Source organism: Flavobacterium cheniae, from assembly GCF_004363695.1.
GTDB lineage: Bacteria > Bacteroidota > Bacteroidia > Flavobacteriales > Flavobacteriaceae > Flavobacterium > Flavobacterium cheniae.
Genome location: NZ_SNZC01000001.1, coordinates 914755 through 938148, shown reverse-complemented (window position 1 = coordinate 938148; position 23394 = coordinate 914755). Strand labels below are relative to the sequence as shown.

The following is a 23394-nucleotide window of genomic DNA, read 5'->3' as shown; positions in this document are numbered from 1 at the left end:
TTAGCAATTATTTTTCTGCTAAAATACTAAAAATATAACTCACAAAAAGGGTTTTAACAAAGGCTTATAATTTTATCTTTTTAGCGTAAAATGACCTCTGTGTTCTTTTCCATTTTCTCTTTTTACTACAAACCAGTAATCAGTTGAGGGTAATGGTTCTCCATTATGAATCCCATCCCATCCCAAATCATTTGGTCCAAATTGCGTTAAAAATTTACCGTGTCTATCAAAAATCAGAATTTTTAAATTAGGTTCGTTTTCTGAAAACTTAATTCTCCAATAATCATTATATGTGTCATCATTTGGAGTAAAATATTTTGGATACATTAGTAAGTAAATTTCGTCGGAACTTATGCCACATCCGTGTTTGTCCCTAACAAATACGGTGTATTCTCCATTTGGCAAGTCTGAAAATACGGGGCTATCCTGATACTCAATTCCGTTTAAAGAATATTCATAATCACCCAAGCCGGAAACATTTACTGTAATTACGTTGTTTTGCTCTGTCCAGTCAAATGTTTCAAATGTACCAATAGTTGCAGGATTAGATAAAACAACAGTTACAGTTTTAGTTGTAGTACATATTACGTTTCCATGAATTTCTGTAACTGTTAAACTATAATTACCAGGTTGATTAATTACTATTGATGGAGTAGTTTCACCAGTTGACCATAAATAACTATCAAAATAATTGTTTTCACTTAATGTAACAGTAAAGTTTTCACATAAGTAATATAAATTGGTTAATGTTATTACTGGTGTTTGTATTAAAGTTAAATGTAAATTACTTATTTGATAACATCCAAAGTTGTCTCTTACTAAAACATAGATAGTTTTGTCGGTTTGGTTCAAATTATAATTTGAAACTGTAGTTATCTGATCTGAGATCGTTTGATTTTGTGCTCCAATTAGAGAATTGTAGTAAGTGAAATTGTAATTATTAGGATTGTTTATGATGTTTTGATTAAATTGTGTTAAATTAACTACTTCGTCACCATTATTACTGTTATCACATATAAGTGTCGTGAAATCTTGTGAGTTAGGTAATGGTAAAAAAGAAGATGAAATATATAATGTACTTGATAGCGATTGGCAATTACCTCTTTTTATTTTAATTGAAACATAATTACCTTGATTTAGATTTTCTAAAGTGTTTGATGTTCCCCATGTTATTCCTCCATCAAAACTATACTCATCTCCAATTGTTGTTATAGTAACACTTGCATATTTGTTACAACCTGCTGGGTCAATAATATAATTAGGTTGAGTGTTCTCTAAACTTCTTACATAAACATAATAATTTGGAGAGCTGCATCCTTGCGCATTTTTAATTTTTAGAATATAAGTGTCAGCGGTTACATTATTTAATGTGTTAGTAGTTTGCCAAGTATTTCCTCCATCAAAACTATATTCACTAGCTGTTGTTGTAATGGTTATACTTCCTAAATTTGAACAGTATGGTTCAATAACATTATAATCTAAAGTATTTAAGAAAATACCTTCAATTGAAATAATTCTTGGATTGGAAATACAACCATCTGAGTCTTTTATTCTAACAGTATAAATTCCAATAGGTAGGTTTGTTGCGGTATTATTTGTTGACCAAGTTAAACCATCATCAAAACTGTATTCAGTAGCTTGAGTTTGTATAGTAATAGAACCAAAATCTCCGCAAAAAGAAGGACTTGTATACGATACATAAGGAGTACTTAATAATATAGGGCGAATTGTTATAGGAGAATTATAAGACTCACATCCCATTATTGTTCTAATTTTAACCTGATAGGTTCCTGGATTTAGATTTGTACGAGTGTTAGATGTTGTCCAAGTTGCTCCACCATCATAGCTATATTCTGAAGCAGGAGAAGTAACAGTTATAGTTCCATATATTACATGGCAGCTTGGTTGCTGAATTTCTATTGTAGGTAAAACAGCTACTTGATTAGGTAAAATTGTAACACTATTAGAAGAAATACATCCAAAACTATCTGTAACGGTAACTGAATATGTACCAACAGAATTTACATCAATACTTCGTGTAGTTTCTCCCGTTGACCAAAGATAGTTTGTTCCTTGAGATGCTGTTAATGTTGTACTTCCGCTACAAACATTTAAAATTCCCGAAATGGTTGTGAAAGGATTTTTAACGGTAAGCTGTATTGGAATTATTTTATAACAAGTAGCATCTTTAATGACTCTAACAAAAATTGCCGAAGTATAGCTTTCAAAATTTTGAAAATTTTGTATTGAATTTACATCATTAAATGCATCATTTTGATTAATGTAATAACTAAAAGTATAGTTTGAAGAGTTGTTGATTATTAAACTTTCACAGTTTGTTAAATCAAAAAACTCTTTTCCATCACCATTTAAATCACATTTAAATAAATTTGTAGTTATCGGTTTATAATCACAATCTGGTAAACAATTTAAAAATGAAATGTCCCAACCTGTATTTGCATCACTGTCAGAGGCGCTTGTAAAGTTAGTTCCAGAACACGGTGTGTTACCTTGTACGATACCATAATTTATAATTGCTTGAACATTGTAGTTGCTGTTTGTTGTATTAGGTAAGTTAGTTGAATTAATTTCAAAACAGAAAGTTTTGGTGTTTATATCTAACTGAGAAGGATTTAATGAAGTATAAACAACTTGATTGTTTTCGTTTAAAACTTTTAATTCGATAGATTGAACATTTGCACTAACTCCACCAGAATTAGGAATAGTAAATGTACCACATACTGATAATGGAAATGTAGGGCAAATTTCAAATAATGGATTTATTTCAATACCACCTTGTAAGTTTTCACTAGAATGTAACAAGCATAAATCGTCTATATAGGCATAACCAAAATGACCATTTAAGCCACATCTTGATGCAGTAAATTCTATTATAAAATCTTCGTTGTTTGGAATTGAAGAAATATCTAAAATTCCTGATTGCCAATTTTGAGTGTAAAGGATAATACTTTCACTATTTGATGATCCAAATTGAGTGAAAATACAATTGTTAGGATCTCCAATTAAACAAAACTCACTAACTACAATATTGTTTTTAATAATTTTAGCCTTGAAATAAGGTTGTTCATTATAATGATCGGATCCTGTTATACTTTGAAGTACCGCTTTAAAATTAAATTTAACTTCAGTTTCATTATTAGTTTTAAAACGTTTTGTTTGAATAACTCCAGAAGTAATAGTTGAATTTTTATGATTTACCTTTAAAACATATTGATCAAATCCGTTAATGTTACCAATAAATTCATCATAATAATTAGATGGTACCGTAGTAGCCATTATATTGGTTGTGTTTGGATTATATTGAATTATTCCTTGGTTAGCATTTACATAGACATCTTTACATTGCATAGGATTTTCTGGTGATCCAATGCCGTAACTATAATTTTTTAAAGTATAAGTATTGTTTGAATTTTCAAATTCTTCAAACCCCCCGTTATTACACAAAAATACCGAACTTTGTAATCTTGAAAAAGGAATAAACCTGGAGGAATTCAAATTTCTTTCAGCCTCAATTTTGTTAAGAAATTGTTGTCTTTGAAGAGAATCATTTAAGTTAAATTCAGGAGTACTTTCAAATGCACGACCATTAATTAAAACAATGTTTGAATTTTTGGTATTTAATTCGGAATTTTGCCCTAAACAAGTAATAGTTAGAAAAAGTAGAGAGATTTGAAAAAGAATATTTTTCATTTTGTAAAATTTTTCGCAAAAATACAAAAAAGCGAATTTATTTTTTACAAAAAAAAACATTTTAAACTTTTTCTAACATAGATAACCTTAACTTTACAGTAAAACCTTGAAAGACATTCTCTTAATCACACCACCTTTTACCCAACTGAATACACCGTATCCAGCAACGGCTTATATCAAAGGTTTTTTGAATACCAAAAACATTTCGGCTTTCCAAATGGATTTAGGTATTGAAGTGATTTTAGAACTATTTTCCAAAAAAGGTTTAGCCAATATCTTTTGTCACATCGAGCGAAGTCGAGATAACTCCCAACTCCCAACTTCCAACTCCCAAAGAATTTATTCTCTAAAAGACGATTACATCAAAACAATCGATTCCGTAATCGCTTTTCTTCAGGGTAAAAATCCATCTTTAGCACGTCAAATTTGTTCAGGGAATTTCTTACCCGAAGCGTCTCGTTTTGACCAATTAGACGATATGGAATTTGCATTTGGTTCCATGGGAATGCAAGATAAAGCAAAGCATTTAGCAACTTTATATTTAGAAGATTTATCGGATTTCATTGTGGAATGTATTGATGAAAATTTTGGTTTTAGTCGCTATGCAGAACGTTTAGGAAGAAGCGCGAATTCGTTTGATGAGTTATACAATCACTTGCAAAACGAGTTAACTTTCATAAACGAAATTACAATCAAAATTCTCAAAGAAAGAATTGAAGAAGTACAACCGAAATTGGTTTTAATTTCAGTTCCATTTCCGGGTAATTTATATAGCGCTTTTCGTTGTGCTCAGTTTATAAAAGCCAATTATCCAAATATAAAATTGTCGATGGGCGGAGGTTTTCCAAATACGGAACTTCGCGAATTAAAAGATAATCGAGTTTTTGAATTCTTCGATTTTATTACTTTAGATGATGGTGAACTTCCTGTGGAATTATTATTTGATGCAGTTTGTCAGACAGAGCTTGTCGAAGTCCAATTTAAAAGAACTTTTCTTTTAGAGAACAATGAAGTCGTTTATATAAACAACACTTCACGTCACGATTACAAACAAGCAGAAGTGGGAACACCCGATTATTCTGATTTGTTGTTAGATAAATACATTTCGGTTATAGAAATTGCAAATCCAATGCACAGTTTGTGGAGCGACGGTCGTTGGAATAAACTCACCATGGCACACGGTTGTTATTGGGGGAAATGTACGTTTTGCGATATTTCTTTAGATTACATTAAGCTTTACGAGCCTATTGCCGCAAAAATTTTGGTCGACCGAATGGAAGAATTAATCGCTCAAACAGGCGAAAACGGATTCCATTTTGTAGATGAAGCAGCGCCGCCAGCTTTAATGCGAGAAGTAGCTTTAGAAATCATCAAACGCAAATTAGTAGTCACTTGGTGGACCAACATTCGTTTTGAAAAAAGTTTTACAGCTGATTTATGTTTGTTGTTAAAAGAATCAGGTTGTATTGCAGTTTCTGGTGGATTAGAAGTGGCTTCAGACCGACTTTTAGAATTAATCAAAAAAGGAGTAACGGTCGAGCAAGTAGCACAAGTTACCCGAAATTTCACAGAATCAGGAATTATGGTTCATGCGTATTTGATGTACGGTTATCCTACGCAAACCATTCAGGAAACGGTAGATAGCTTGGAAATGGTGCGTCAGTTATTTGAATTAGGAGTCTTACAAAGTGGTTTTTGGCATCAATTTGCCATGACAGCGCATTCTCCAGTGGGAATGTTTCCAGAAGAGTTTGGAGTAATTCCAGATCAGAATGAAATTACTTTTGCTAATAACGACATCAATTTTAAAGACAAAACCGGAATCAATCATGATAAGTTTAGTTTTGGATTGAAAAAATCGTTGTTTAATTATATGCACGGAATCTGCTTCGATTACGATTTGCAAGATTGGTTCGATTTCAAAATTCCAAAAACAAAAATTCCTTCTGACTTTATTTATAATTGTTTAGAAAAAGAACAAAATTTCAACACGAAACCCAATGCGAAAATCGTTTGGATAGGAGGAAAGCCTCAAACCGAAATCTTCACCAAATCGAAAAAAGGAACTTCATGGGAAATAATGAAATTAACGTTTCACAATAAAACTCAAACCTATGATATTTCGGTAAATGCAGAAGAAGGAAAGTGGTTGGTTGCAACTTTAGAAAAAATTTCTGTTTATACTGAAAACAAAATGACTTTTTCACAGCTAAAATCTGATTTTGAACAACAATTTGATGATTTTGAATTGTTTTGGTATTCAAAGCCAATTATGACTATGCGACAATTTGGATTGTTAACTTTGTAAATTAGCTATAGTATTTTTACAAATTTTATGAGAATTATCACTTTAGAAAACGTTTTCTTTTTGTAAGTTTACGTCCACTAAAAATAATCTCATATGAGCACAAATTATAAACTTTTAGTAAACAATTCGGCTTCGTTTGAAGTTACTGAAAACGATCTTCAAAAGTTAGATGCCGTAAAGGTAGATGAAGCTAAGTTTCATGTGCTAAAAGACAACAAACCCTACAAGGCTGAAATTGTTTCAGCTGATTTTCTTTCTAAAAAATATACCGTAAAAGTTAACAACAACACTTACGAGGTTGCTATTTCTGATGCTTTAGATGAATTAATTAAAAGCATGGGAATTGAACGTGGTAGAACAAAAGTAGTGAACGCTATTAAAGCTCCAATGCCAGGTTTGATATTAGAAATCAACGTTTCGGTTGGACAAGAAGTAAAAGAAAATGATCCTTTATTGATTTTAGAAGCAATGAAAATGGAAAACTGTTTCCTTTCGCCAAGAGACGGAGTTATCAAATCGATTGCCGTTGAAAAAGGAAACGCTGTAGATAAAGGACAATTGTTAATTGAATTCGAATAACATGAAAGAAATTAAAAAAATATTAGTTGCCAATCGTGGTGAAATTGCTATCAGAGTAATGAAAACCGCGAAAAAAATGGGAATCAAAACTGTTGCTGTTTATTCGTCAGCCGATAGAAATGCATTGCATGTTAAATATGCAGATGAAGCAGTTTTAATTGGAGAAGCAGCTTCGAGTCAATCGTATTTACGTGGTGATAAAATCATCGAAGTTTGTAAAGAATTGGGTGTTGATGCTGTTCATCCAGGTTATGGCTTCTTAAGTGAAAATTCACATTTTGCAGAAGAATGTGAAAAGAACAACATCATTTTCATCGGACCAAAATCTAAAGCCATCGAAATGATGGGAAATAAATTAGCGGCTAAAGATGCTGTTAAAGATTACAACATCCCAATGGTTCCAGGAACAGAAGATGCTATTACAGATATCGAAGCAGCAAAGAAAATTGCTACAGAAATTGGTTTTCCTATTCTAATCAAAGCCTCAGCAGGTGGTGGTGGAAAAGGTATGCGTATAGTAGAAAAAGCAGAAGACTTCGTTTCTCAAATGGATAGAGCGATTTCAGAAGCAACAAATGCTTTTGGAGACGGTTCGGTTTTCATTGAAAAATATGTTACCAAACCACGTCACATCGAAATTCAAGTAATGGCTGATAGTCATGGTAATATTGTGTATGTTTTCGAAAGAGAATGTAGCATCCAACGTCGTCACCAAAAAGTAGTAGAAGAAGCGCCTTCAGCAATTTTGACTCCAGAAAAGCGTAAAGAAATGGGCGAAGCGGCTGTAAAAGTTGCTAAAGCTTGTGATTACTTAGGAGCAGGAACTGTCGAATTTTTGATGGATGCTGACCATAATTTCTACTTTTTAGAAATGAATACACGTTTGCAAGTAGAACACCCAGTTTCAGAATTAATTTCAGGATTGGATTTAGTAGAATTGCAAATTCGTGTTGCACGTGGCGAAGCGTTACCAATGAAACAAGAAGATTTACAAATAAAAGGTCACGCAATGGAACTTCGTGTGTATGCAGAAGATCCAATGAATGATTTCTTGCCAAACGTTGGTTTCTTAAGTACTTATAAATTACCAGAAGGAGAAGGAATTCGTGTTGATAACGGAATTGAAGAAGGAATGGATGTGCCAATTTATTACGATCCAATGCTTTCAAAATTGATTACGTACGGAAACACACGTGAAGAATCAATCGAATTAATGATTAAAGCTATTGATAATTATTTGGTTGAAGGAGTTCACACTACGTTACCATTCGGAAAATTTGTAATGGAACATGAAGCATTCCGTTCAGGTGATTTCGATACAGGATTTGTGAAAGCGTATTATGATGCCGAAAAACTAAAATCAAAATTAGATACTGAAGCTGAAATTGCAGCAATGATTGCATTTCAACAATACGTTGAAGATCAAAAAGTGTTAAGATTGCCTAACTAATTGGTAAATTGTCTAATTGACTCATTACAAAAAATGGAAGATAAAATTAAAGTATTAAACGATAAAATAGCTTTAGCCAAATTAGGTGGAGGCGAAAAAAGAATTGCGTCGCATCATGCTAAAAAGAAATTAACGGCAAGAGAGCGTGTAGAATACCTTTTAGATGAAGGTTCTTTTGAAGAAATTGGTATGTTAGTTACACACCGTACAACCGATTTCGGAATGGAAAAAGAAGTCTATTACGGCGACGGAGTTGTTACAGGTTACGGAACAATCGATGGAAGATTAGTGTATGTTTTTGCACAAGATTTCACCGTTTTTGGAGGTTCGTTATCGGAAACCCATGCAGAAAAAATCTGTAAAGTAATGGATATGGCACTTCGCAGTGGTGCTCCAATGATTGGACTAAACGATTCAGGTGGTGCTCGTATTCAAGAAGGAGTTCGTTCTTTAGGTGGATATGCCGATATTTTCTACAGAAACGTTCAGGCGTCAGGAGTTATTCCTCAAATTTCAGCTATTATGGGGCCATGTGCTGGTGGAGCCGTTTATTCTCCGGCCATGACCGATTTTACTATGATGGTGGAAGGCAATAGTTATATGTTCGTAACTGGACCAAACGTTGTAAAAACCGTTACCAATGAAGAAGTAACTTCTGAAGAATTAGGTGGAGCAGCAACTCATGCATCAAAATCAGGAGTTTGTCATATTACTTCACCAAACGGAATCGAATGTTTGGAAGATATCAAAAGATTGTTGAGCTATATGCCTCAAAATAATAGAGAAACAACTCCTAAATTACCTTATGTAGTAGGTGATGAGGTTCGTGAAAAATTAGATACACTTGTTCCTGATAGTGCAAACAAACCATACGATATGCACGAAGTAATTGGTGGAATTATAGATGAAGATTCGTTCTTTGAAATCCATAAAGACTTTGCTGAAAATATTATTGTTGGTTTTGCTCGTTTAGGAGGAAGAAGTATCGGAATTGTAGCCAACCAACCAATGGTTTTAGCAGGTTGTTTGGATGTGAACAGTTCGATTAAAGCGGCAAGATTTGTTCGTTTTTGTGATTGTTTTAATATTCCATTGTTAGTGTTAGAAGATGTACCAGGTTTCTTGCCAGGAACCGACCAAGAATGGAACGGAATCATCACGCATGGAGCAAAATTATTATACGCATTCAGCGAAGCTACGGTGCCAAGAGTTACTGTAATTACCCGTAAAGCATATGGTGGTGCTTATGACGTAATGAATTCAAAACACATTGGAGCTGATATGAATTTTGCTTGGCCAAGTGCCGAAATTGCGGTAATGGGAGCAAAAGGAGCATCAGAAATTATCTTCAAAAAAGAAATTAGTGAAGCAGCTGATCCAGTAGCTAAATTAGCAGAAAAAGAAGCAGAATATGCAGAGTTATTCGCTAATCCATACACTGCAGCGCAACGTGGATTTATCGATGAGGTAATTTTACCAAGAGATACTCGTAGAAAACTGATGAAAGCATTTAGTATGCTGGAAAATAAAACAGTTGATACTCCAAAACGAAAACACGGAAATATTCCTTTATAATAAGAAAGGCCGACTTTTAGTCGGTCTTTTATTTTTTTATTTTAGAATCAACATATTTGCCTATGAATCCTAATTTCATTCGGTCGAGCATTTTCTTCTCAAATTCCCAAAAGAACGCGAATTGTCCAAATATAGCTCCAATGATAACTAACATTACTTGATAAACAGGGAAAATAATTAATAATCTAAAAGGCCAATACAACCAAAGTGATAAATTTTCTTTTGTAATTCCTAACGCAGAAGTTACAGGTTTGGATAAATAGGCAGCGGTTGAACCAGTAATAGCAAATACTATAAAAATAATTACTAATTGCCAATTTGAAGTTACGTTCCAACGTTCTTTTAGTTTGTTCATAAATTAAATTCTCGGTGTAAATCCACCTAATTTTTGATTGTTTGTTAGTTGAAAATAGACCAAATAGTTATAAATCATGTAATTTACTTCATAACCATAATTGGTAGTACTATCATAATTAATTGTCATTTCATATAAATTTGGATTGTATTGTAAAGGTAACATGGCTCTTCTGTTCCATTCTAATACCCAAATTCTATTTCTTGATTCTAAATAGGATTGAGAATAGTAATTTCTCGGTTTTGCATAACTGTTAAACCAGGACTGAAATCCTATATCAATAATAAGAACTTCATACTCAATCTCTTCATTTGATATACGAATAGTATCGCTTTCTAGTTTTGGTTTATTATCAAAACTTTTTTTGTCCTGAGAAACCGAACAAGCTATCAGGAAAAAAAATAAAGCAGATAAAAGTAATAATACACGTTTCATAGCTCCTTGATTTAAAAGTATAAAGGTAAAAAAAAGCACCGACATAGCCGATGCTTTTAACTATTATATAAAAGGTATTACTTTCCGAATAATTTTCCTAAAAGACCACCTAATCCACCTTTTTTTGTAACGGCAGACATTGCATCACTCATGTCAACTTTTCCATCATTATTTTGATCTAAACCAAATTGACCACCATATTTAGAAACAGCATCCATTAAGCCACCGCCTTGACCACCAGAAATAGCACTTACTAAATCGTTCATGTTAAAACCTGGTTGGTTAGGATCTTTTGCTTTGTTAACTAATCCACCTAAAATTTGCGGAATTAATCCACCAGCAACGCTTCCTGCTGCATCAGATGATAAACCAAATTTTTCACCTAAATTTCCAGTTACTTTTTCTGTCAATTGTTTTACAACTGGGTTGTTTCCATCAATTGGAGTTTTTCCACTTAACATTCCAGTTAAATCGCTAATGTTTCCACTAGCTACCATATCTTTTAAACCCGAAAGGATAGATCCTCCGGCTTCTTGCATAACGGCATCATTTTGTTCATTTGGAACTGCTGGATTGTTTACGACAGCTTCGCCACCAAATTGTTTTACTAATTCTGAGAGTTGATCAAACATAGTTTTTAAAGTTTTTGTTCAGTTAAAGATAATAAAATTTTAGTTATTTTTCAATAAACTGATAATCTGCTCTGCAAGTTCTGTGCCAATTCTATCTTGTGCTTCCTCAGTAGCGGCTCCAATGTGAGGAGTTAATGAAATTTTTGGGTGCATTAGAATTTGAATTTCTGGTGTTGGTTCTTTTTCAAAAACATCTAAACCTGCAAACAATACTTTCCCTTCATCTAAAGCTTCAATTAATGCTACTTCATTAATTACACCGCCTCGAGCACAATTTACTATTCCTACATTTTCTTTCATTAATTGAAATTCTTCTTTATCAATCACATAGCCATCTTGAGCAGGAACGTGTAAAGTAATAAAATCAGAATGTTTGAAGATATCTTCTAATGATTCGGTAACGATTTCAACATTGATGAATTGTCCGTTGTAGAAATCTACTCTGATAACAGCTTCGTTAACATATTTATCCGCAGCAATAACTTTCATTCCTAATCCTAAAGCCATTTTTGCTACTGCTTGACCAATTCGACCAAAACCAATAATTCCTAATGTTTTACCACGAAGTTCAATTCCGTTAGCATAGGCTTTTTTCAATCCGTCAAAATTGGTATCACCTTCTAATGGCATATTTCTGTTGGCATCATGTAAAAAACGAACACCTGTAAATAAATGTGCAAAAACCAACTCAGCAACACTTTCTGATGATGAAGCTGGAGTGTTGATTACATGTAAACCTTTCTCACGAGCATAAGCCACATCAATATTATCCATTCCAACGCCACCACGACCAATTATTTTTAATCCTGGACAAGCATCAATAATATCTTTACGAACTTTTGTTGCACTACGAACCAAAATTACTTTTACATCGTTTGTGTTGATATAGTTGGCCACTTGTTCTTGAGCCACTTTCGTAGTAATTACTTCAAAACCTCCTTTTTCTAAAGCTTTGATACCACTTTTTGAAATTCCGTCGTTTGCTAAAACTTTCATTTTACTTATTATTTTTATTACGCTAGTTACTATTTACTAGTCACTATTTACTAAATTTTATTTTCTAATTCTTGCATTACATCCACTAAAACTTGAACGCTCTCAATTGGTAACGCATTATACATTGAAGCACGATAACCACCAACTGAACGGTGACCAGGTAATCCTGAAATTCCAGCTGCTTTCCACATAGCATCAAATTTTTCCTGATGTGCTTCATCATTCAATAAGAAAGTTACATTCATGTTACTTCTGTCTTCTTTTACTGCTGCACCTTTGAATAATGGGTTTCTGTCTATTTCAGTGTAAAGTAGGTTTGCTTTTGCTTCATTGATTTTTTCAATAGCTGCAATACCACCTAAGTTTTTCAACCATTGTAACGTTAAAAGTGATGCATAAATTGGAAATACAGGTGGCGTATTGTACATGCTTTCTTTGTCGATGTGTTGTTGGTAATCTAACATGTTAGGAATTGTTCTTCCTGTTTTTCCTAAGATTTCTTTTTTTACAACTACCAAAGTTGCACCTGCTGGTCCCATATTTTTTTGAGCTCCAGCATAGATTAAATCAAATTTTGAAAAATCTAAAACACGAGAAAAAATATCAGAACTCATATCACAAACTAAAGGAATATTTACTTCAGGAAATGATTTCATTTGGGTTCCAAAAATAGTGTTGTTACTCGTGCAGTGAAAATAATCTGCATCAGATGGAATCGTAAATCCTTTTGGGATATGATTGTAATTTTCTGGTTTTGATGAAGCTACAACTACGGTTTCTCCAAAATGTTTGGCTTCTTTAATAGCGCCACTTGCCCAAGTTCCAGTATCTAAATAAGCGGCTTTTCCGTCAACTTTCATTAAGTTGAAAGGCACCATTAAAAATTCTAAACTGGCACCACCGCCTAAAAATAATACTTCGTATCCTTTTCCTTCCAAGTTTAAAAGTTCTAAAACTAAAGCTCTAGCTTCTTCCATAACGGCTACGAAATCTTTACTGCGGTGTGAAATTTCTAAAATAGATAATCCTGAGTTGTTAAAATCTAAAATAGCTTGTGCTGATTTTTCGAATACTTCTTGCGGAAGTATGCATGGACCTGCACTGTAGTTGTGTTTTTTCATTGTAGTTGTAGTTATTTATTTAAAGGTCAAATTTCGGAATTCTTAAATAAAAAATAGGTCTAAATACTACAATAATTATGAGATGTTATTAACAAAAACGTTTTCGCAATTTTATTTCTTCTTTTTTAAAGTTTTTCGATTTGAATTCACTTTTGCTTCCAAATTAAAATTGGGTTCGTGTTTGTGTATTTCTTTCTCTTTTTGGATTTTGATGATTTTTGAAATTTTCATATTACAAATTATTTAAAAACGCCAAAGTATCCACATTATCTGCATAATCCCAAAGTCTTGGTTGTTGCGTTTGCCCAAAAGCAACTGAATTTGGAATTAAGTTTTTTGAAACCACACATTGAATTTGTTCCGCATCTGCATTCAATCGAGTTGTGATTTCTTCTAAATTTTCGTAGAATTCATAGAAGACAGATGAAATAGGTGAGGCGTAACTAGTATCTTCTTTAATCGTTAAAAACTCGTTATCCAATAATTGGAAATTACTCATCAAGAAAACCGCTTTGTTGTAATCGTAATTGTTTGCATATTTTTCATATTGAATCACATCACGATATTCGTACATCGCTTTAAAGAAATTATCAAAGTTGTAGTCTTTTGGTACAAAAAGTTTGGAAACATTGCGACATCCTAAACCAAAATATCTAAAAATATCTTCGCCTAAACCCACTAAATCTTCAAAAGTTTCAGTTCCGTCTAAAACCGCAACCGAATTTCTGTTTTTACGAATAATACTTGGTTTGTCTTTGAAATAATATTCAAAATAGCGAGCTGTGTTATTGCTTCCTGTGGCAATTACGGCATCAAAACCTTCTAATTTTCCTTCAACAAACGTTATTTTTGAGTTAAGTTCAGGTTGAATCGCGATTAAATATTTCGCTAAAAATTTTAATAAATATTGATCATTTGAAGACGTTTTTACCAATACATCATGACCCGAAATCAATACCGAAAGAAAATCATGAAAACCCACTAAAGGAATATTTCCAGCTAAAACCAATCCTACTTTTTTAGGTTCTATTTTCGAGAAATCGTAGTTAGATAGCCACTGATTTAAGTTGTCTTCCGTTAAGGCTTTCGCCCAAGATTGTATACTAAACAAAATGTGTTCAGGTGTAAACCAACCATTGTGAGATTGTGAAAGTTCAATTAAATTGACAAATTCATCAAAGAACAAATCGTTTTGTAAAACCGATGCCGATTTAATGTTTCCTTCTTCAGAAAATTGACGTAAGAAATTCCCTAATTCAACAAAACTCGATTTTATTTCAATTTGTAACATTTGTAACTTGTTTATATTTAGTATACGTTGTATTTTTGCACAAAGATATGAAGTGAAAAGGCATTAGCCAAAAGTTTAAATTAATAAGAGGTATTACTTTTAAACAATTGAACTTTTAAACAATTAAACGTAAAGAAATGGCAATTATAATAACAGACGAATGTATCAACTGCGGGGCTTGCGAACCTGAATGTCCAAATACAGCAATTTATGAAGGAGCGGATGATTGGAGATGGAAAGATGGTACAAAATTAAGTGGTAAAGTGATTTTACCTGATGGAACAGAAGTGGATTCAGATGCGGCTCAAACACCAATTTCTGATGATATTTATTACATTGTTCCTGGAAAATGTACCGAGTGTAAAGGGTTTCATGAAGAGCCACAATGTGCTGCCGTTTGTCCAGTTGATTGTTGTGTGCCAGATGATAATCACGTGGAAAGCGAAGAAACTTTGTTGAACAGACAATCGTTTTTACATAACGAATAAATAATTTTCAAGTAATATAAAAAAGAGAATTTTCATTTGAAGGTTCTCTTTTTTGTTTTTAAAAGCTTTAGAAACTTCACTAAATAAGAGTTTTATAATTATTTTTTTGCTATATTTGATTGATAATCTGAAATTTATGATAAAAAAACTTACTTTTTTATTATGTTTTTTCACTACTATAGTCTTTTCGCAAAACCTCGAATTTACGGTTATTGTAAAAGATTTCGATACCGATTTGCCTATTGAGGAAGTTACCATTACAGCTTCTAGAACTCAACAAGGTTTTTTAACTAATAAAGAAGGAAAAGCAATAGTTAGTCTTACCAGATCTTCAGATTTAGAATTAGTTCATTCCACTTATAAAACGATTGTTGTAAAATTTTCCACATTAACCAAAAAGGAAAATGTAGTGTATATGGAACCTAATACACAGCAATTAGAAGAATATATCATTACTAAAGATCATCCGCAAGAAATTTTAAAGCGATTAATTGAAAATTCGCGAAACAAAATGACAATCCCGGTTAATTTAAAAGTGTATTTGCATGAGTTTTACAAGCGGGACAATCAAATTGTTTTTTTTAATGACGGATTAATTAATTTTCAAATTTTAGGCAATTCGAAAAGTATTAAAACTGATATTTTAATTGAACAAAACAGAGCAATAGGTGTTTTGGATGGCGATATTGATCCCAATATTTTAGGTTATGATTTGAATAATATTATTGAAAATTATTATCAGTTTAAATATTTAGACGAAGTATTGGATTCAAAAGCTAAGAAGATTTATGATTTTTCAGTAAAAACCTATCCTTCGAATGAAGATTATTTGGTAATTAAAATTGTTCCATTTGCTGAATCTAAAGGAGTTTTATCTGATTTTTTAGTAGTGTATGATAGTAATAAAAAAATAATATTAGAAGTAAGCTCATATGTAACTCCTGACCGACTTTTTGCTTATAAGGAAAGCATGTTTGCTACTAGAAAAGTGTATAAATTAGAGTTTAAAAATACATTTCGATTAGAAGGAGATTTCTATTATTTAGCAAATTCGAAAGAAGTAATTGGTTTTGAGAAATACTATAAAAAGAAATCCAGAAGAATTGAAGTTAAAAATCATATGGTAATCACTGATTTTGATAAAAAGATGTTTGAATACAGTGATAAAAATGTTTTCAAAGACAAATCGTTAATTAATAAAAAGACTTCATTTTTTACCAATTATTGGGATGTAGAATCGGGTTTCGTATCAACAGATGAAGAAAAAATGATAATTGAAAGGTTGTCTAAAAGTGATGAATCCGATAAAGATGAAAACGAAGAATAAAAAAAGCCCTAAATTTCTCTAGGACTTTTTTGAAGTAAAAACTTTAAATTTATTTACTTACATTATATTTTTCGTAAGAAACGGTATCCGTTTTTGGATCGTAAGTTTCTAAAATTAAATTTCCCTCTACATCAAAATAGCCAATTGCAATTTTGTTTTTATTGCGATAAATAAAACTATTAGTTGATGTTTTTCTTAAAAAAGCTTCTTCCTTATTGTCTTCAGATAAAATTCGATAACCTCTACTGTCTAAAGCAACATTATATTTTTTTCCATTCAATAAATAATAAGAAGAACGATCAATATCTACAGTTCTTGTAGAACCATCAGGATTAGTTATTGTAGTTGTAGATTTAACCATTACAGCGGAATCTTTTAAATCCATGTTAATATTTTTTGGATTTTGTTCTTTCAGTTCAATATTCTGAACTTCGCGTGTATTTTCTTTTTTTACATACGTTTTTTCGCCTTTAGAATCTACAACTGTTGTAGTTGTAGTTTTCGTTTCGTCTTTTACGTTTTTGTTTTGACTGTTTATAGTGCTTGTTGCGCATATAAATAAAATTCCAAATAGGATTGATTTCATAATGTATAATGTTAAAAATTAATAAGTTATAAAGATAAATTTCTTTTTCTCACTTGTCTTACATCTGAAATTGATAATGTTATATATTTTCCACTTTTGTTTTTATTCAGTTTCAGTGCTTTAAAGTTAATTTTGCTTCGACTCAAACTTTGTGGCTTTCCAACTTTTAAACTATATTTGCACACTTTTAAAAATACATTCATAATGAAAGCAGGAATTGTAGGATTACCAAATGTTGGAAAATCAACTTTATTTAATTGTTTGTCAAACGCTAAAGCGCAAAGTGCAAACTTTCCGTTTTGTACTATTGAGCCAAATATTGGTGTAGTAAACGTTCCAGATCCACGTATTGCTCGTTTAGAGGAATTGGTTAAACCAGAGCGTGTTCAAATGGCAACAGTTGATATCGTAGATATTGCAGGTTTAGTAAAAGGAGCAAGTAAAGGAGAAGGTTTAGGAAATCAATTCCTAGGGAACATTAGAGAATGTAATGCAATTATTCACGTTTTACGTTGTTTTGATAACGATAATATCGTGCACGTAGATGGTAATGTAAATCCAATTCGCGATAAAGAAACCATCGATATCGAATTGCAATTAAAAGACTTAGAAACAGTTGAGAAGCGTTTGGAAAAAACCAATCGTGCTGCAAAAACTGGAAATAAAGAAGCACAAGCTGAAAAAGCGTTGTTAGATAGAATTCGTCAGACTTTAATGGAAGCTAAATCAGCTCGTACCGTAATTCCTCAAAATCAAGATGAGGTAGATATGATGGAAGAATTCCAATTAATCACTACAAAGCCAGTTTTATATGTTTGTAACGTTGACGAAGCTTCGGCAGTAAACGGAAACAAATATGTAGATCAAGTTCGTGAATTAGTAAAAGACGAACAAGCAGAAGTTATCATCCTTTCAGTAGGAGCAGAAGCTGATATTACCGAATTAGAAAGCTACGAAGAGCGTCAAGTATTCTTGGAAGATATGGGATTAACTGAGCCAGGTTCGGCAGTGTTAATTCGTGCTGCTTACAAATTATTAAAATTACAAACGTATTTCACGGCTGGTGTTAAAGAAGTTCGTGCTTGGACTATTAACATCGGAGATACAGCACCAAAAGCAGCTGGAGTAATCCATACGGATTTCGAAAAAGGATTCATCCGTGCAGAAGTTATTGCATTCGAAGATTTCTCAAACTACGGTTCAGAAGCTAAAGTAAAAGAAGCTGGAAAGTTAAGAGTAGAAGGAAAGGAATACATTGTAAAAGATGGTGATGTAATGCACTTTAGATTCAATGTGTAAGAGATAGCTTTAAACAAACCAAATAAAATCCTACGTTATGGCATTACAAGAAGAATTTGAAAAACAAGGGCTTTGGCTATTTAGATATAGAGGTGTTTTACCTGTTATTATTTTAGTAATAGGTTTTTTACTTTTTATTCAAACAGAGCTAAATCCTGATTCTTTTTTTATAAAAAACTCACCGTATGAGATTTATTTTGAAATGCTTTGTCTGTTAATTAGTCTTTTTGGACTATTTATTAGAATTTGTGTAATAGGTTTTACGCCTAAAAATACTTCGGGTAGAACCGTAAAAAATCAAGTTGCAGATAGTTTAAATACAACTGGGATGTATTCCTTGGTTAGGCATCCATTGTACGTTGGGAACTATTTTATGTGGCTTGGACCTGCAATATTGTCTGGTAATCTTTGGTTTGTAGTAGCTTTTACACTTTTTTACTGGGTTTACTATGAACGAATTATGTATGCAGAAGAACAGTTTTTAAGAAATAAATTCGGAAAATCATATATCGATTGGTCAAATAAAGTACCAGCATTTGTACCTGATTTTAAAAACTTTATAAAAGCTAATCTTTCTCTTAGTTGGAAAAAAGTTGTTAGGAAAGAGATTACGGGAATTTTTGTTTTATTCGCAATTTTCTTTGTTTTTGATTACGTTGGAGTTTATCTTGAAAATGAAAAAGAATTAAATCCTTTTTTATTGTACAGCATGATTTTCTTGTTATTTGCAATCGCAATTATAAAAGTTATTAAGAAGTACACCAATTTACTAAAGCAAGAAAATAGATAGTTTTTTAAGTATATTTTGGCATACCTTTTGTCATGATATTTTTAAAACAAACTACCATGAAAAAATATCTTATTCTAGCCTCATTTGCTTTGGCTATGGGTTCCTGTAAAGATTCAGGATTGAACAATAGTTTTATTTATTTTTCTGAAGCCCAACCCACAAATGTGGATGAGATAAAAGCATTTCACAAGAAGTTTGTTCGAACGTATACGATGGATTATTCACATCGTTTAGTAGTGGAACCAAAATGTGCTTACATTCTAGAAATCGAAACTTTAACCGCTTTAAAATCAGAATTAGATTCCATTCCAGAATTTGAATTGCGCAACAATCAAGTTTATGATAAATCAGAAAATAAAGCCTATAAAACGTTTATAAAAGGTGATACAATTGCTTTTGAAATTGAACGTTTGGATACTATTTTTTCTTTTGCCGAAAACGAAATCGCTAAAGAATATAAATCTTCGTTAGTTTTAAATAAGGAAGTGGATGGAAAATACCAAACGAGTATTTTGAAATTATCCACTATTGGAGCAAGACACATTCAACTCGGAACCAAAAAAGATTTTACAAAGTTAAAGGCTGAATTAAAAATTCCCTTTGCAACCGAAATGAAAGAAAACGACACACTTCACGTTGTTTTAACGCCAACTCGTGCCGATTTTAGAAAGCTATTACGAAAAGAAGGTTTTGAGTACGAAAGTAATTACTTGTTTAAATAAAAGGTTATGAAAATCATCAAAAAACTCCTAAAATACACTGCAATTTTTGTGTTGTCTTTGATGACTTATTTGCTCATTGTAACTTTGTTGTCGTTTGTTTCTGTGAATGATGGTTTGGTGAAAAGTCGTAAAGAAATTCCAATTTACATCTTAACTAATGGTGTTCACACCGATGTTGTTTTGCCTTTAAAAAGCGAACATTACGATTGGACTAACCAACTCAAACCAGAACACACCAAAGCAAAAGATTCCACGTATCAATATGCAGCTATAGGTTGGGGCGATAAAGGTTTTTATTTGGAAACCCCTACTTGGGCAGATTTGAAAACAAGTACAGCTTTAAAAGCGGCTTCTGGATTGAGTACAACGGCAATGCATGTAACGTTTTACAAAGATTTGAAAGAAAGTAACTCTTGTAAAAAACTTCAAATTTCATCCGATAATTACAAAAAGTTGATTCTGTTTATTAATGAATCTTTCCAAACCAAATCAGGTGAATTTCTAAAAATTGAAACCGATGCCGTTTACGGAAAACACGATGTTTTTTATGAAGCCAAAGGAAGCTATTCGTTGTTTTATACTTGCAATTCTTGGGCAAATCAAGCTTTAAAAGCAGCCAATCAAAAAGCCGCTCTTTGGACGATTTCGGATAGTGGCATTTTTAGACATTATAATTAAATTTGATGTATGAATTTTATCAAAAAATATAAGTTAAGAATTCTTTCAGTTCTTTCTGTTTTATTCTTGTTTTTACCATTCGTAAAGCAATGTGAAATGCATGAATTTGCTCTTGAAGAGTCAGAATGTTTCGGATGTGAAATAGAGGTTAATTACACAGAAAAAATTTCTAATTATCTATCTGATTTGGAAATTTACTTTACTGAAGAAAGTGATAGTATAATTGATTTGAGTTTAAATGTTAATTTGTTTTTTGAAATTAATTCTAATGACAAACTGGGGTTTTATGATTTTTTATGTATTTTATATATACTTTTTTCAGTAATTTTAGTTATGTCTTCATTATTAGGTGTATTTTTTATGTTTAAAAATAACAAAATAAATCTTGTTAGATTATATCTATTAAACACTGTCTTGATATTACTTATTTTATTAACAATTGGCTATGTTTTTATTGATAGAATTGGTCAAATAAAAATTGGTTTTTATTTATTATTAATTACAAATTTTTATCTTTTCTATCATTTTAGAAAATTAAAGATTGATAAATAATTTGTCTTTTTTCTCTTCTCTTTTTTCTATCTTCTTAACCATATTTTGTCAATAACTTCTCGGATTTTCGCTTCTAAAATTTGGAGATAAATGCTATATTGCACAAAATCCAAATTCTGTCTATGTTAGAGCAAAATCAATATACCGAAGACAATATACGTTCCCTTGATTGGAAAGAACACATTCGTATGCGTCCCGGTATGTATATCGGAAAACTAGGTGATGGTTCTTCGCCCGATGATGGTATTTATATTTTATTAAAAGAAGTATTGGATAACTGTATCGATGAATTTGTCATGGGTGCAGGAAAAACCATCGAAGTTACCATTAAAGACAAACTCGTTACGGTGCGCGATTATGGTCGAGGTATTCCGTTAGGAAAAGTCGTTGATGTAGTTTCCAAAATGAATACAGGTGGAAAATACGATTCCAAAGCCTTCAAAAAATCCGTAGGTTTAAATGGTGTCGGAACAAAAGCTGTAAATGCACTTTCCAATTATTTCAGAGTAGAATCGGTACGTGATAACCAACAAAAAGCAGCGGAATTCTCTGCCGGAAATCTAACCTTAGAAGAAGACGTTCAAGAAACAACCAAGCGTAAAGGAACGAAAGTTTCGTTTGTTGCCGATGAAGCGATTTTCAAGAACTACAAATACCGAAATGAGTACATCATCAAGATGCTCAAAAATTACTGCTATCTAAATACAGGATTGACCATTTATTACAATGGTGAAAAGTATTTTTCAGATAACGGTTTAAAAGATTTATTAGAAGAAGCCATTCACGAAGACGATATGGTTTATCCAACGATTCATTTGTTGGGCGACGATATCGAAGTAGCTATCACACACAGTAAATCCCAATATTCAGAAGAATACCATTCATTTGTCAACGGACAAAATACCACGCAAGGAGGAACGCATTTAGGCGCTTTTCGTGAAGCAATTGTAAAAACCATCAAAGAGTTTTACAACAAGCCTTTTGAAGCTTCTGATATTCGTAAATCGATTGTTTCTGCAGTTTCGGTTAAAGTGGAAGAACCTGTTTTCGAATCACAAACCAAAACCAAATTAGGTTCAACCGATATTGGTCCGAATGGGCCTTCGGTGCGTTCGTTTGTGAATGATTTCATCAAAACGAAGTTAGATAATTTTTTACATAAAAATCCAGAAGTTGCTGATGCTTTATTGCGTAAGATTTTACAAGCCGAACGCGAACGTAAAGAACTTTCAGGCATTAGAAAATTAGCTAAAGACCGAGCTAAAAAAGCCAGTCTTCACAATAAAAAATTACGTGATTGTCGTGTGCATTTAACCGATGCTAAAAATCCAAGAAGTTTAGAAAGTACGCTTTTTATTACCGAGGGAGATTCGGCTTCGGGTTCGATTACCAAAAGTCGTGATGTAAATACACAAGCGGTTTTCAGTTTACGTGGTAAGCCTTTGAATTCGTATGGAATGACTAAGAAAATTGTGTACGAAAACGAAGAATTCAATTTATTACAAGCCGCATTAAACATTGAGGAAGACATGGGAGATTTACGTTACAACAATATCGTAATTGCAACCGATGCCGATGTCGATGGAATGCACATTCGCTTGTTGTTGATTACGTTTTTCTTGCAGTTTTTCCCTGAGTTGATAAAAGATGGCCATTTGTATATCTTACAGACACCTTTGTTCCGTGTGCGAAATAAAAAAGAAACTATTTATTGCTATAGCGAAGAAGAACGAGTAAACGCCATTGAAAAGCTAAAACCAAAACCAGAAATCACCCGATTCAAAGGATTAGGAGAAATTTCGCCAGATGAGTTCAAGCACTTCATTGGGCAAGACATTCGATTAGATCCAGTCATGTTAGATAAAGCCACTTCAATTGAAACCTTGTTAGAGTTTTACATGGGTAAAAATACCCCAGACCGACAAGAGTTTATCATTAACAATTTGAAAGTGGAATTGGATGTGGTGGAGAAGTAGTTATTTGGAGCACAAAGTTTCTCAAAGTTTAACACAAAGTCACACCAAGATATATTAAACATTGGGAAACATAGTGAATAACTTAGTGTAACATTGTGATACAAAAAGATATGACTGAAGAAAATGAAATTAGCCGAATCGTTTTAGATTGTGCCTATAAAGTTCATACAAAGTTAGGCTCAGGTTTATTGGAAAAAGTGTACAGAGAATGTTTAGCTTATGAGTTAACAAAATGCGGATTAGAAGTTAAACAAGAATGTCCATTTCCAGTAGTTTATGAAGACATTAAAATGGATTGTGGCTACAGAGTTGATATAATCGTAAATAATAAAGTTATTGTTGAATTGAAAGTGGTTGAAGAGTTTACATTAGAGCATACAGCGCAATGTTTAACCTATATGAGACTTTCAGAATGTAGATTAGGTTTACTTTTAAATTTTTATAAAAAATCATTAAAAGACGGAATAAAAAGATTAATATTATAACATTGTGAAACTTAGTGTAAAACTTTGAGTAACATAGT

At 32.3% G+C, this 23394-nt stretch carries 21 protein-coding genes; 13 read left to right on the top strand and 8 right to left on the bottom strand.

What is annotated here, in order from left to right:
• Positions 1-72: 72 nt before the first annotated feature.
• Positions 73-3711: a T9SS type B sorting domain-containing protein gene (locus tag C8D80_RS04540; RefSeq protein ID WP_158633802.1), complete on the bottom strand. Its 3639-nt coding sequence runs from the start codon at positions 3709-3711 to the stop codon at positions 73-75.
• A 106-nt stretch (positions 3712-3817) separates the two neighbouring features.
• Here C8D80_RS04540 and C8D80_RS04535 point away from each other — a divergent pair, with 106 nt between their 5' ends.
• The 4 genes from C8D80_RS04535 (at position 3818) to C8D80_RS04520 (ending at position 9623) form a co-directional block, all read left to right on the top strand.
• Positions 3818-6019 (top strand): B12-binding domain-containing radical SAM protein, encoded by a 2202-nt coding sequence (locus C8D80_RS04535; protein ID WP_133607813.1) that lies wholly within the window; start codon positions 3818-3820, stop codon positions 6017-6019.
• A gap of 93 nt (positions 6020-6112) precedes the next feature.
• Positions 6113-6598, top strand: a complete 486-nt coding sequence (locus C8D80_RS04530) for a biotin/lipoyl-containing protein (protein WP_133607811.1) — start codon at positions 6113-6115, stop codon at positions 6596-6598.
• 10 nt (positions 6599-6608) lie between these two features.
• The gene (locus tag C8D80_RS04525) at positions 6609-8048 is read left to right on the top strand and encodes an acetyl-CoA carboxylase biotin carboxylase subunit (protein ID WP_133608006.1); all 1440 of its coding nucleotides are present in this window, start codon (positions 6609-6611) and stop codon (positions 8046-8048) included.
• Positions 8049-8081: 33 nt separating this feature from the next.
• Positions 8082-9623 (top strand): acyl-CoA carboxylase subunit beta, encoded by a 1542-nt coding sequence (locus C8D80_RS04520; RefSeq protein WP_133607809.1) that lies wholly within the window; start codon positions 8082-8084, stop codon positions 9621-9623.
• A gap of 28 nt (positions 9624-9651) precedes the next feature.
• Here the strand turns inward: C8D80_RS04520 and C8D80_RS04515 are convergent, their stop codons facing one another.
• The 6 genes from C8D80_RS04515 to C8D80_RS04490 all read right to left on the bottom strand — a co-directional run bounded on the left by C8D80_RS04515 (position 9652) and on the right by C8D80_RS04490 (position 14453).
• Positions 9652-9978 (bottom strand): DUF6787 family protein, encoded by a 327-nt coding sequence (locus C8D80_RS04515; RefSeq protein WP_133607807.1) that lies wholly within the window; start codon positions 9976-9978, stop codon positions 9652-9654.
• A gap of 3 nt (positions 9979-9981) precedes the next feature.
• Complete coding sequence (locus tag C8D80_RS04510; RefSeq protein WP_133607805.1) at positions 9982-10413, bottom strand: DUF6146 family protein; 432 nt, start codon at positions 10411-10413, stop codon at positions 9982-9984.
• Between the two features lie 77 nt (positions 10414-10490).
• A complete protein-coding gene (locus C8D80_RS04505; RefSeq protein WP_133607803.1) occupies positions 10491-11045 on the bottom strand; it encodes a DUF937 domain-containing protein in 555 nt (184 codons plus the stop codon).
• 39 nt (positions 11046-11084) lie between these two features.
• A complete protein-coding gene (locus C8D80_RS04500) occupies positions 11085-12041 on the bottom strand; it encodes a D-2-hydroxyacid dehydrogenase (protein ID WP_133607801.1) in 957 nt (318 codons plus the stop codon).
• 50 nt (positions 12042-12091) lie between these two features.
• The gene (serC, locus tag C8D80_RS04495) at positions 12092-13162 is read right to left on the bottom strand and encodes a 3-phosphoserine/phosphohydroxythreonine transaminase (RefSeq protein WP_133607799.1); all 1071 of its coding nucleotides are present in this window, start codon (positions 13160-13162) and stop codon (positions 12092-12094) included.
• Between the two features lie 232 nt (positions 13163-13394).
• On the bottom strand, positions 13395-14453 hold the full coding sequence (locus C8D80_RS04490; protein ID WP_133607796.1) for an acyl-CoA reductase: 1059 nt from the start codon (positions 14451-14453) through the stop codon (positions 13395-13397).
• Between the two features lie 137 nt (positions 14454-14590).
• Here C8D80_RS04490 and C8D80_RS04485 point away from each other — a divergent pair, with 137 nt between their 5' ends.
• Together C8D80_RS04485 and C8D80_RS04480 are read left to right on the top strand one after the other, a co-directional pair.
• A complete protein-coding gene (locus C8D80_RS04485) occupies positions 14591-14941 on the top strand; it encodes a 4Fe-4S dicluster domain-containing protein (RefSeq protein ID WP_026726242.1) in 351 nt (116 codons plus the stop codon).
• A gap of 136 nt (positions 14942-15077) precedes the next feature.
• Positions 15078-16268 (top strand): hypothetical protein, encoded by a 1191-nt coding sequence (locus C8D80_RS04480; protein WP_133607794.1) that lies wholly within the window; start codon positions 15078-15080, stop codon positions 16266-16268.
• A gap of 49 nt (positions 16269-16317) precedes the next feature.
• Here the strand turns inward: C8D80_RS04480 and C8D80_RS04475 are convergent, their stop codons facing one another.
• On the bottom strand, positions 16318-16854 hold the full coding sequence (locus tag C8D80_RS04475; RefSeq protein WP_133607792.1) for a hypothetical protein: 537 nt from the start codon (positions 16852-16854) through the stop codon (positions 16318-16320).
• Between the two features lie 204 nt (positions 16855-17058).
• Between C8D80_RS04475 and ychF the strand changes: the two genes are divergently transcribed.
• The 7 genes from ychF (at position 17059) to C8D80_RS04440 (ending at position 23356) form a co-directional block, all read left to right on the top strand.
• Positions 17059-18153: a redox-regulated ATPase YchF gene (ychF, locus tag C8D80_RS04470; RefSeq protein WP_133607790.1), complete on the top strand. Its 1095-nt coding sequence runs from the start codon at positions 17059-17061 to the stop codon at positions 18151-18153.
• Between the two features lie 37 nt (positions 18154-18190).
• Positions 18191-18943 carry a methyltransferase family protein gene (locus C8D80_RS04465; protein WP_133607788.1) on the top strand — a complete coding sequence of 251 codons (753 nt, stop codon included), beginning with the start codon at positions 18191-18193 and terminating at the stop codon, positions 18941-18943.
• 56 nt (positions 18944-18999) lie between these two features.
• Positions 19000-19665 carry a hypothetical protein gene (locus C8D80_RS04460; protein ID WP_133607786.1) on the top strand — a complete coding sequence of 222 codons (666 nt, stop codon included), beginning with the start codon at positions 19000-19002 and terminating at the stop codon, positions 19663-19665.
• Between the two features lie 6 nt (positions 19666-19671).
• A complete protein-coding gene (locus C8D80_RS04455) occupies positions 19672-20343 on the top strand; it encodes a TIGR02117 family protein (RefSeq protein WP_133607784.1) in 672 nt (223 codons plus the stop codon).
• Between the two features lie 9 nt (positions 20344-20352).
• A complete protein-coding gene (locus tag C8D80_RS04450) occupies positions 20353-20895 on the top strand; it encodes a hypothetical protein (protein ID WP_133607782.1) in 543 nt (180 codons plus the stop codon).
• A gap of 122 nt (positions 20896-21017) precedes the next feature.
• Positions 21018-22871: a DNA topoisomerase IV subunit B gene (locus C8D80_RS04445; protein WP_133607780.1), complete on the top strand. Its 1854-nt coding sequence runs from the start codon at positions 21018-21020 to the stop codon at positions 22869-22871.
• A gap of 110 nt (positions 22872-22981) precedes the next feature.
• Complete coding sequence (locus C8D80_RS04440; protein WP_133607778.1) at positions 22982-23356, top strand: GxxExxY protein; 375 nt, start codon at positions 22982-22984, stop codon at positions 23354-23356.
• The last annotated feature ends 38 nt before the right edge of the window (positions 23357-23394 follow it).

Excerpts from the sequence above, each read along its gene's own strand:
- ychF (WP_133607790.1), top strand. The coding sequence starts at position 17,059 with ATGAAAGCAGGAATTGTAGGATTACCAAATGTTGGAAAATCAACTTTA.
- C8D80_RS04460 (WP_133607786.1), top strand. The coding sequence starts at position 19,000 with ATGAAAAAATATCTTATTCTAGCCTCATTTGCTTTGGCTATGGGTTCC.
- C8D80_RS04465 (WP_133607788.1), top strand. The coding sequence starts at position 18,191 with ATGGCATTACAAGAAGAATTTGAAAAACAAGGGCTTTGGCTATTTAGA.
- C8D80_RS04490 (WP_133607796.1), bottom strand. The coding sequence starts at position 14,453 with ATGTTACAAATTGAAATAAAATCGAGTTTTGTTGAATTAGGGAATTTC.
- C8D80_RS04540 (WP_158633802.1), bottom strand. The coding sequence starts at position 3,711 with ATGAAAAATATTCTTTTTCAAATCTCTCTACTTTTTCTAACTATTACT.
- C8D80_RS04515 (WP_133607807.1), bottom strand. The coding sequence starts at position 9,978 with ATGAACAAACTAAAAGAACGTTGGAACGTAACTTCAAATTGGCAATTA.
- serC (WP_133607799.1), bottom strand. The coding sequence starts at position 13,162 with ATGAAAAAACACAACTACAGTGCAGGTCCATGCATACTTCCGCAAGAA.
- C8D80_RS04445 (WP_133607780.1), top strand. The coding sequence starts at position 21,018 with ATGTTAGAGCAAAATCAATATACCGAAGACAATATACGTTCCCTTGAT.
- C8D80_RS04505 (WP_133607803.1), bottom strand. The coding sequence starts at position 11,045 with ATGTTTGATCAACTCTCAGAATTAGTAAAACAATTTGGTGGCGAAGCT.
- C8D80_RS04440 (WP_133607778.1), top strand. The coding sequence starts at position 22,982 with ATGACTGAAGAAAATGAAATTAGCCGAATCGTTTTAGATTGTGCCTAT.
- C8D80_RS04530 (WP_133607811.1), top strand. The coding sequence starts at position 6,113 with ATGAGCACAAATTATAAACTTTTAGTAAACAATTCGGCTTCGTTTGAA.
- C8D80_RS04475 (WP_133607792.1), bottom strand. The coding sequence starts at position 16,854 with ATGAAATCAATCCTATTTGGAATTTTATTTATATGCGCAACAAGCACT.
- C8D80_RS04455 (WP_133607784.1), top strand. The coding sequence starts at position 19,672 with ATGAAAATCATCAAAAAACTCCTAAAATACACTGCAATTTTTGTGTTG.
- C8D80_RS04480 (WP_133607794.1), top strand. The coding sequence starts at position 15,078 with ATGATAAAAAAACTTACTTTTTTATTATGTTTTTTCACTACTATAGTC.
- C8D80_RS04485 (WP_026726242.1), top strand. The coding sequence starts at position 14,591 with ATGGCAATTATAATAACAGACGAATGTATCAACTGCGGGGCTTGCGAA.
- C8D80_RS04500 (WP_133607801.1), bottom strand. The coding sequence starts at position 12,041 with ATGAAAGTTTTAGCAAACGACGGAATTTCAAAAAGTGGTATCAAAGCT.
- C8D80_RS04520 (WP_133607809.1), top strand. The coding sequence starts at position 8,082 with ATGGAAGATAAAATTAAAGTATTAAACGATAAAATAGCTTTAGCCAAA.
- C8D80_RS04510 (WP_133607805.1), bottom strand. The coding sequence starts at position 10,413 with ATGAAACGTGTATTATTACTTTTATCTGCTTTATTTTTTTTCCTGATA.
- C8D80_RS04450 (WP_133607782.1), top strand. The coding sequence starts at position 20,353 with ATGAATTTTATCAAAAAATATAAGTTAAGAATTCTTTCAGTTCTTTCT.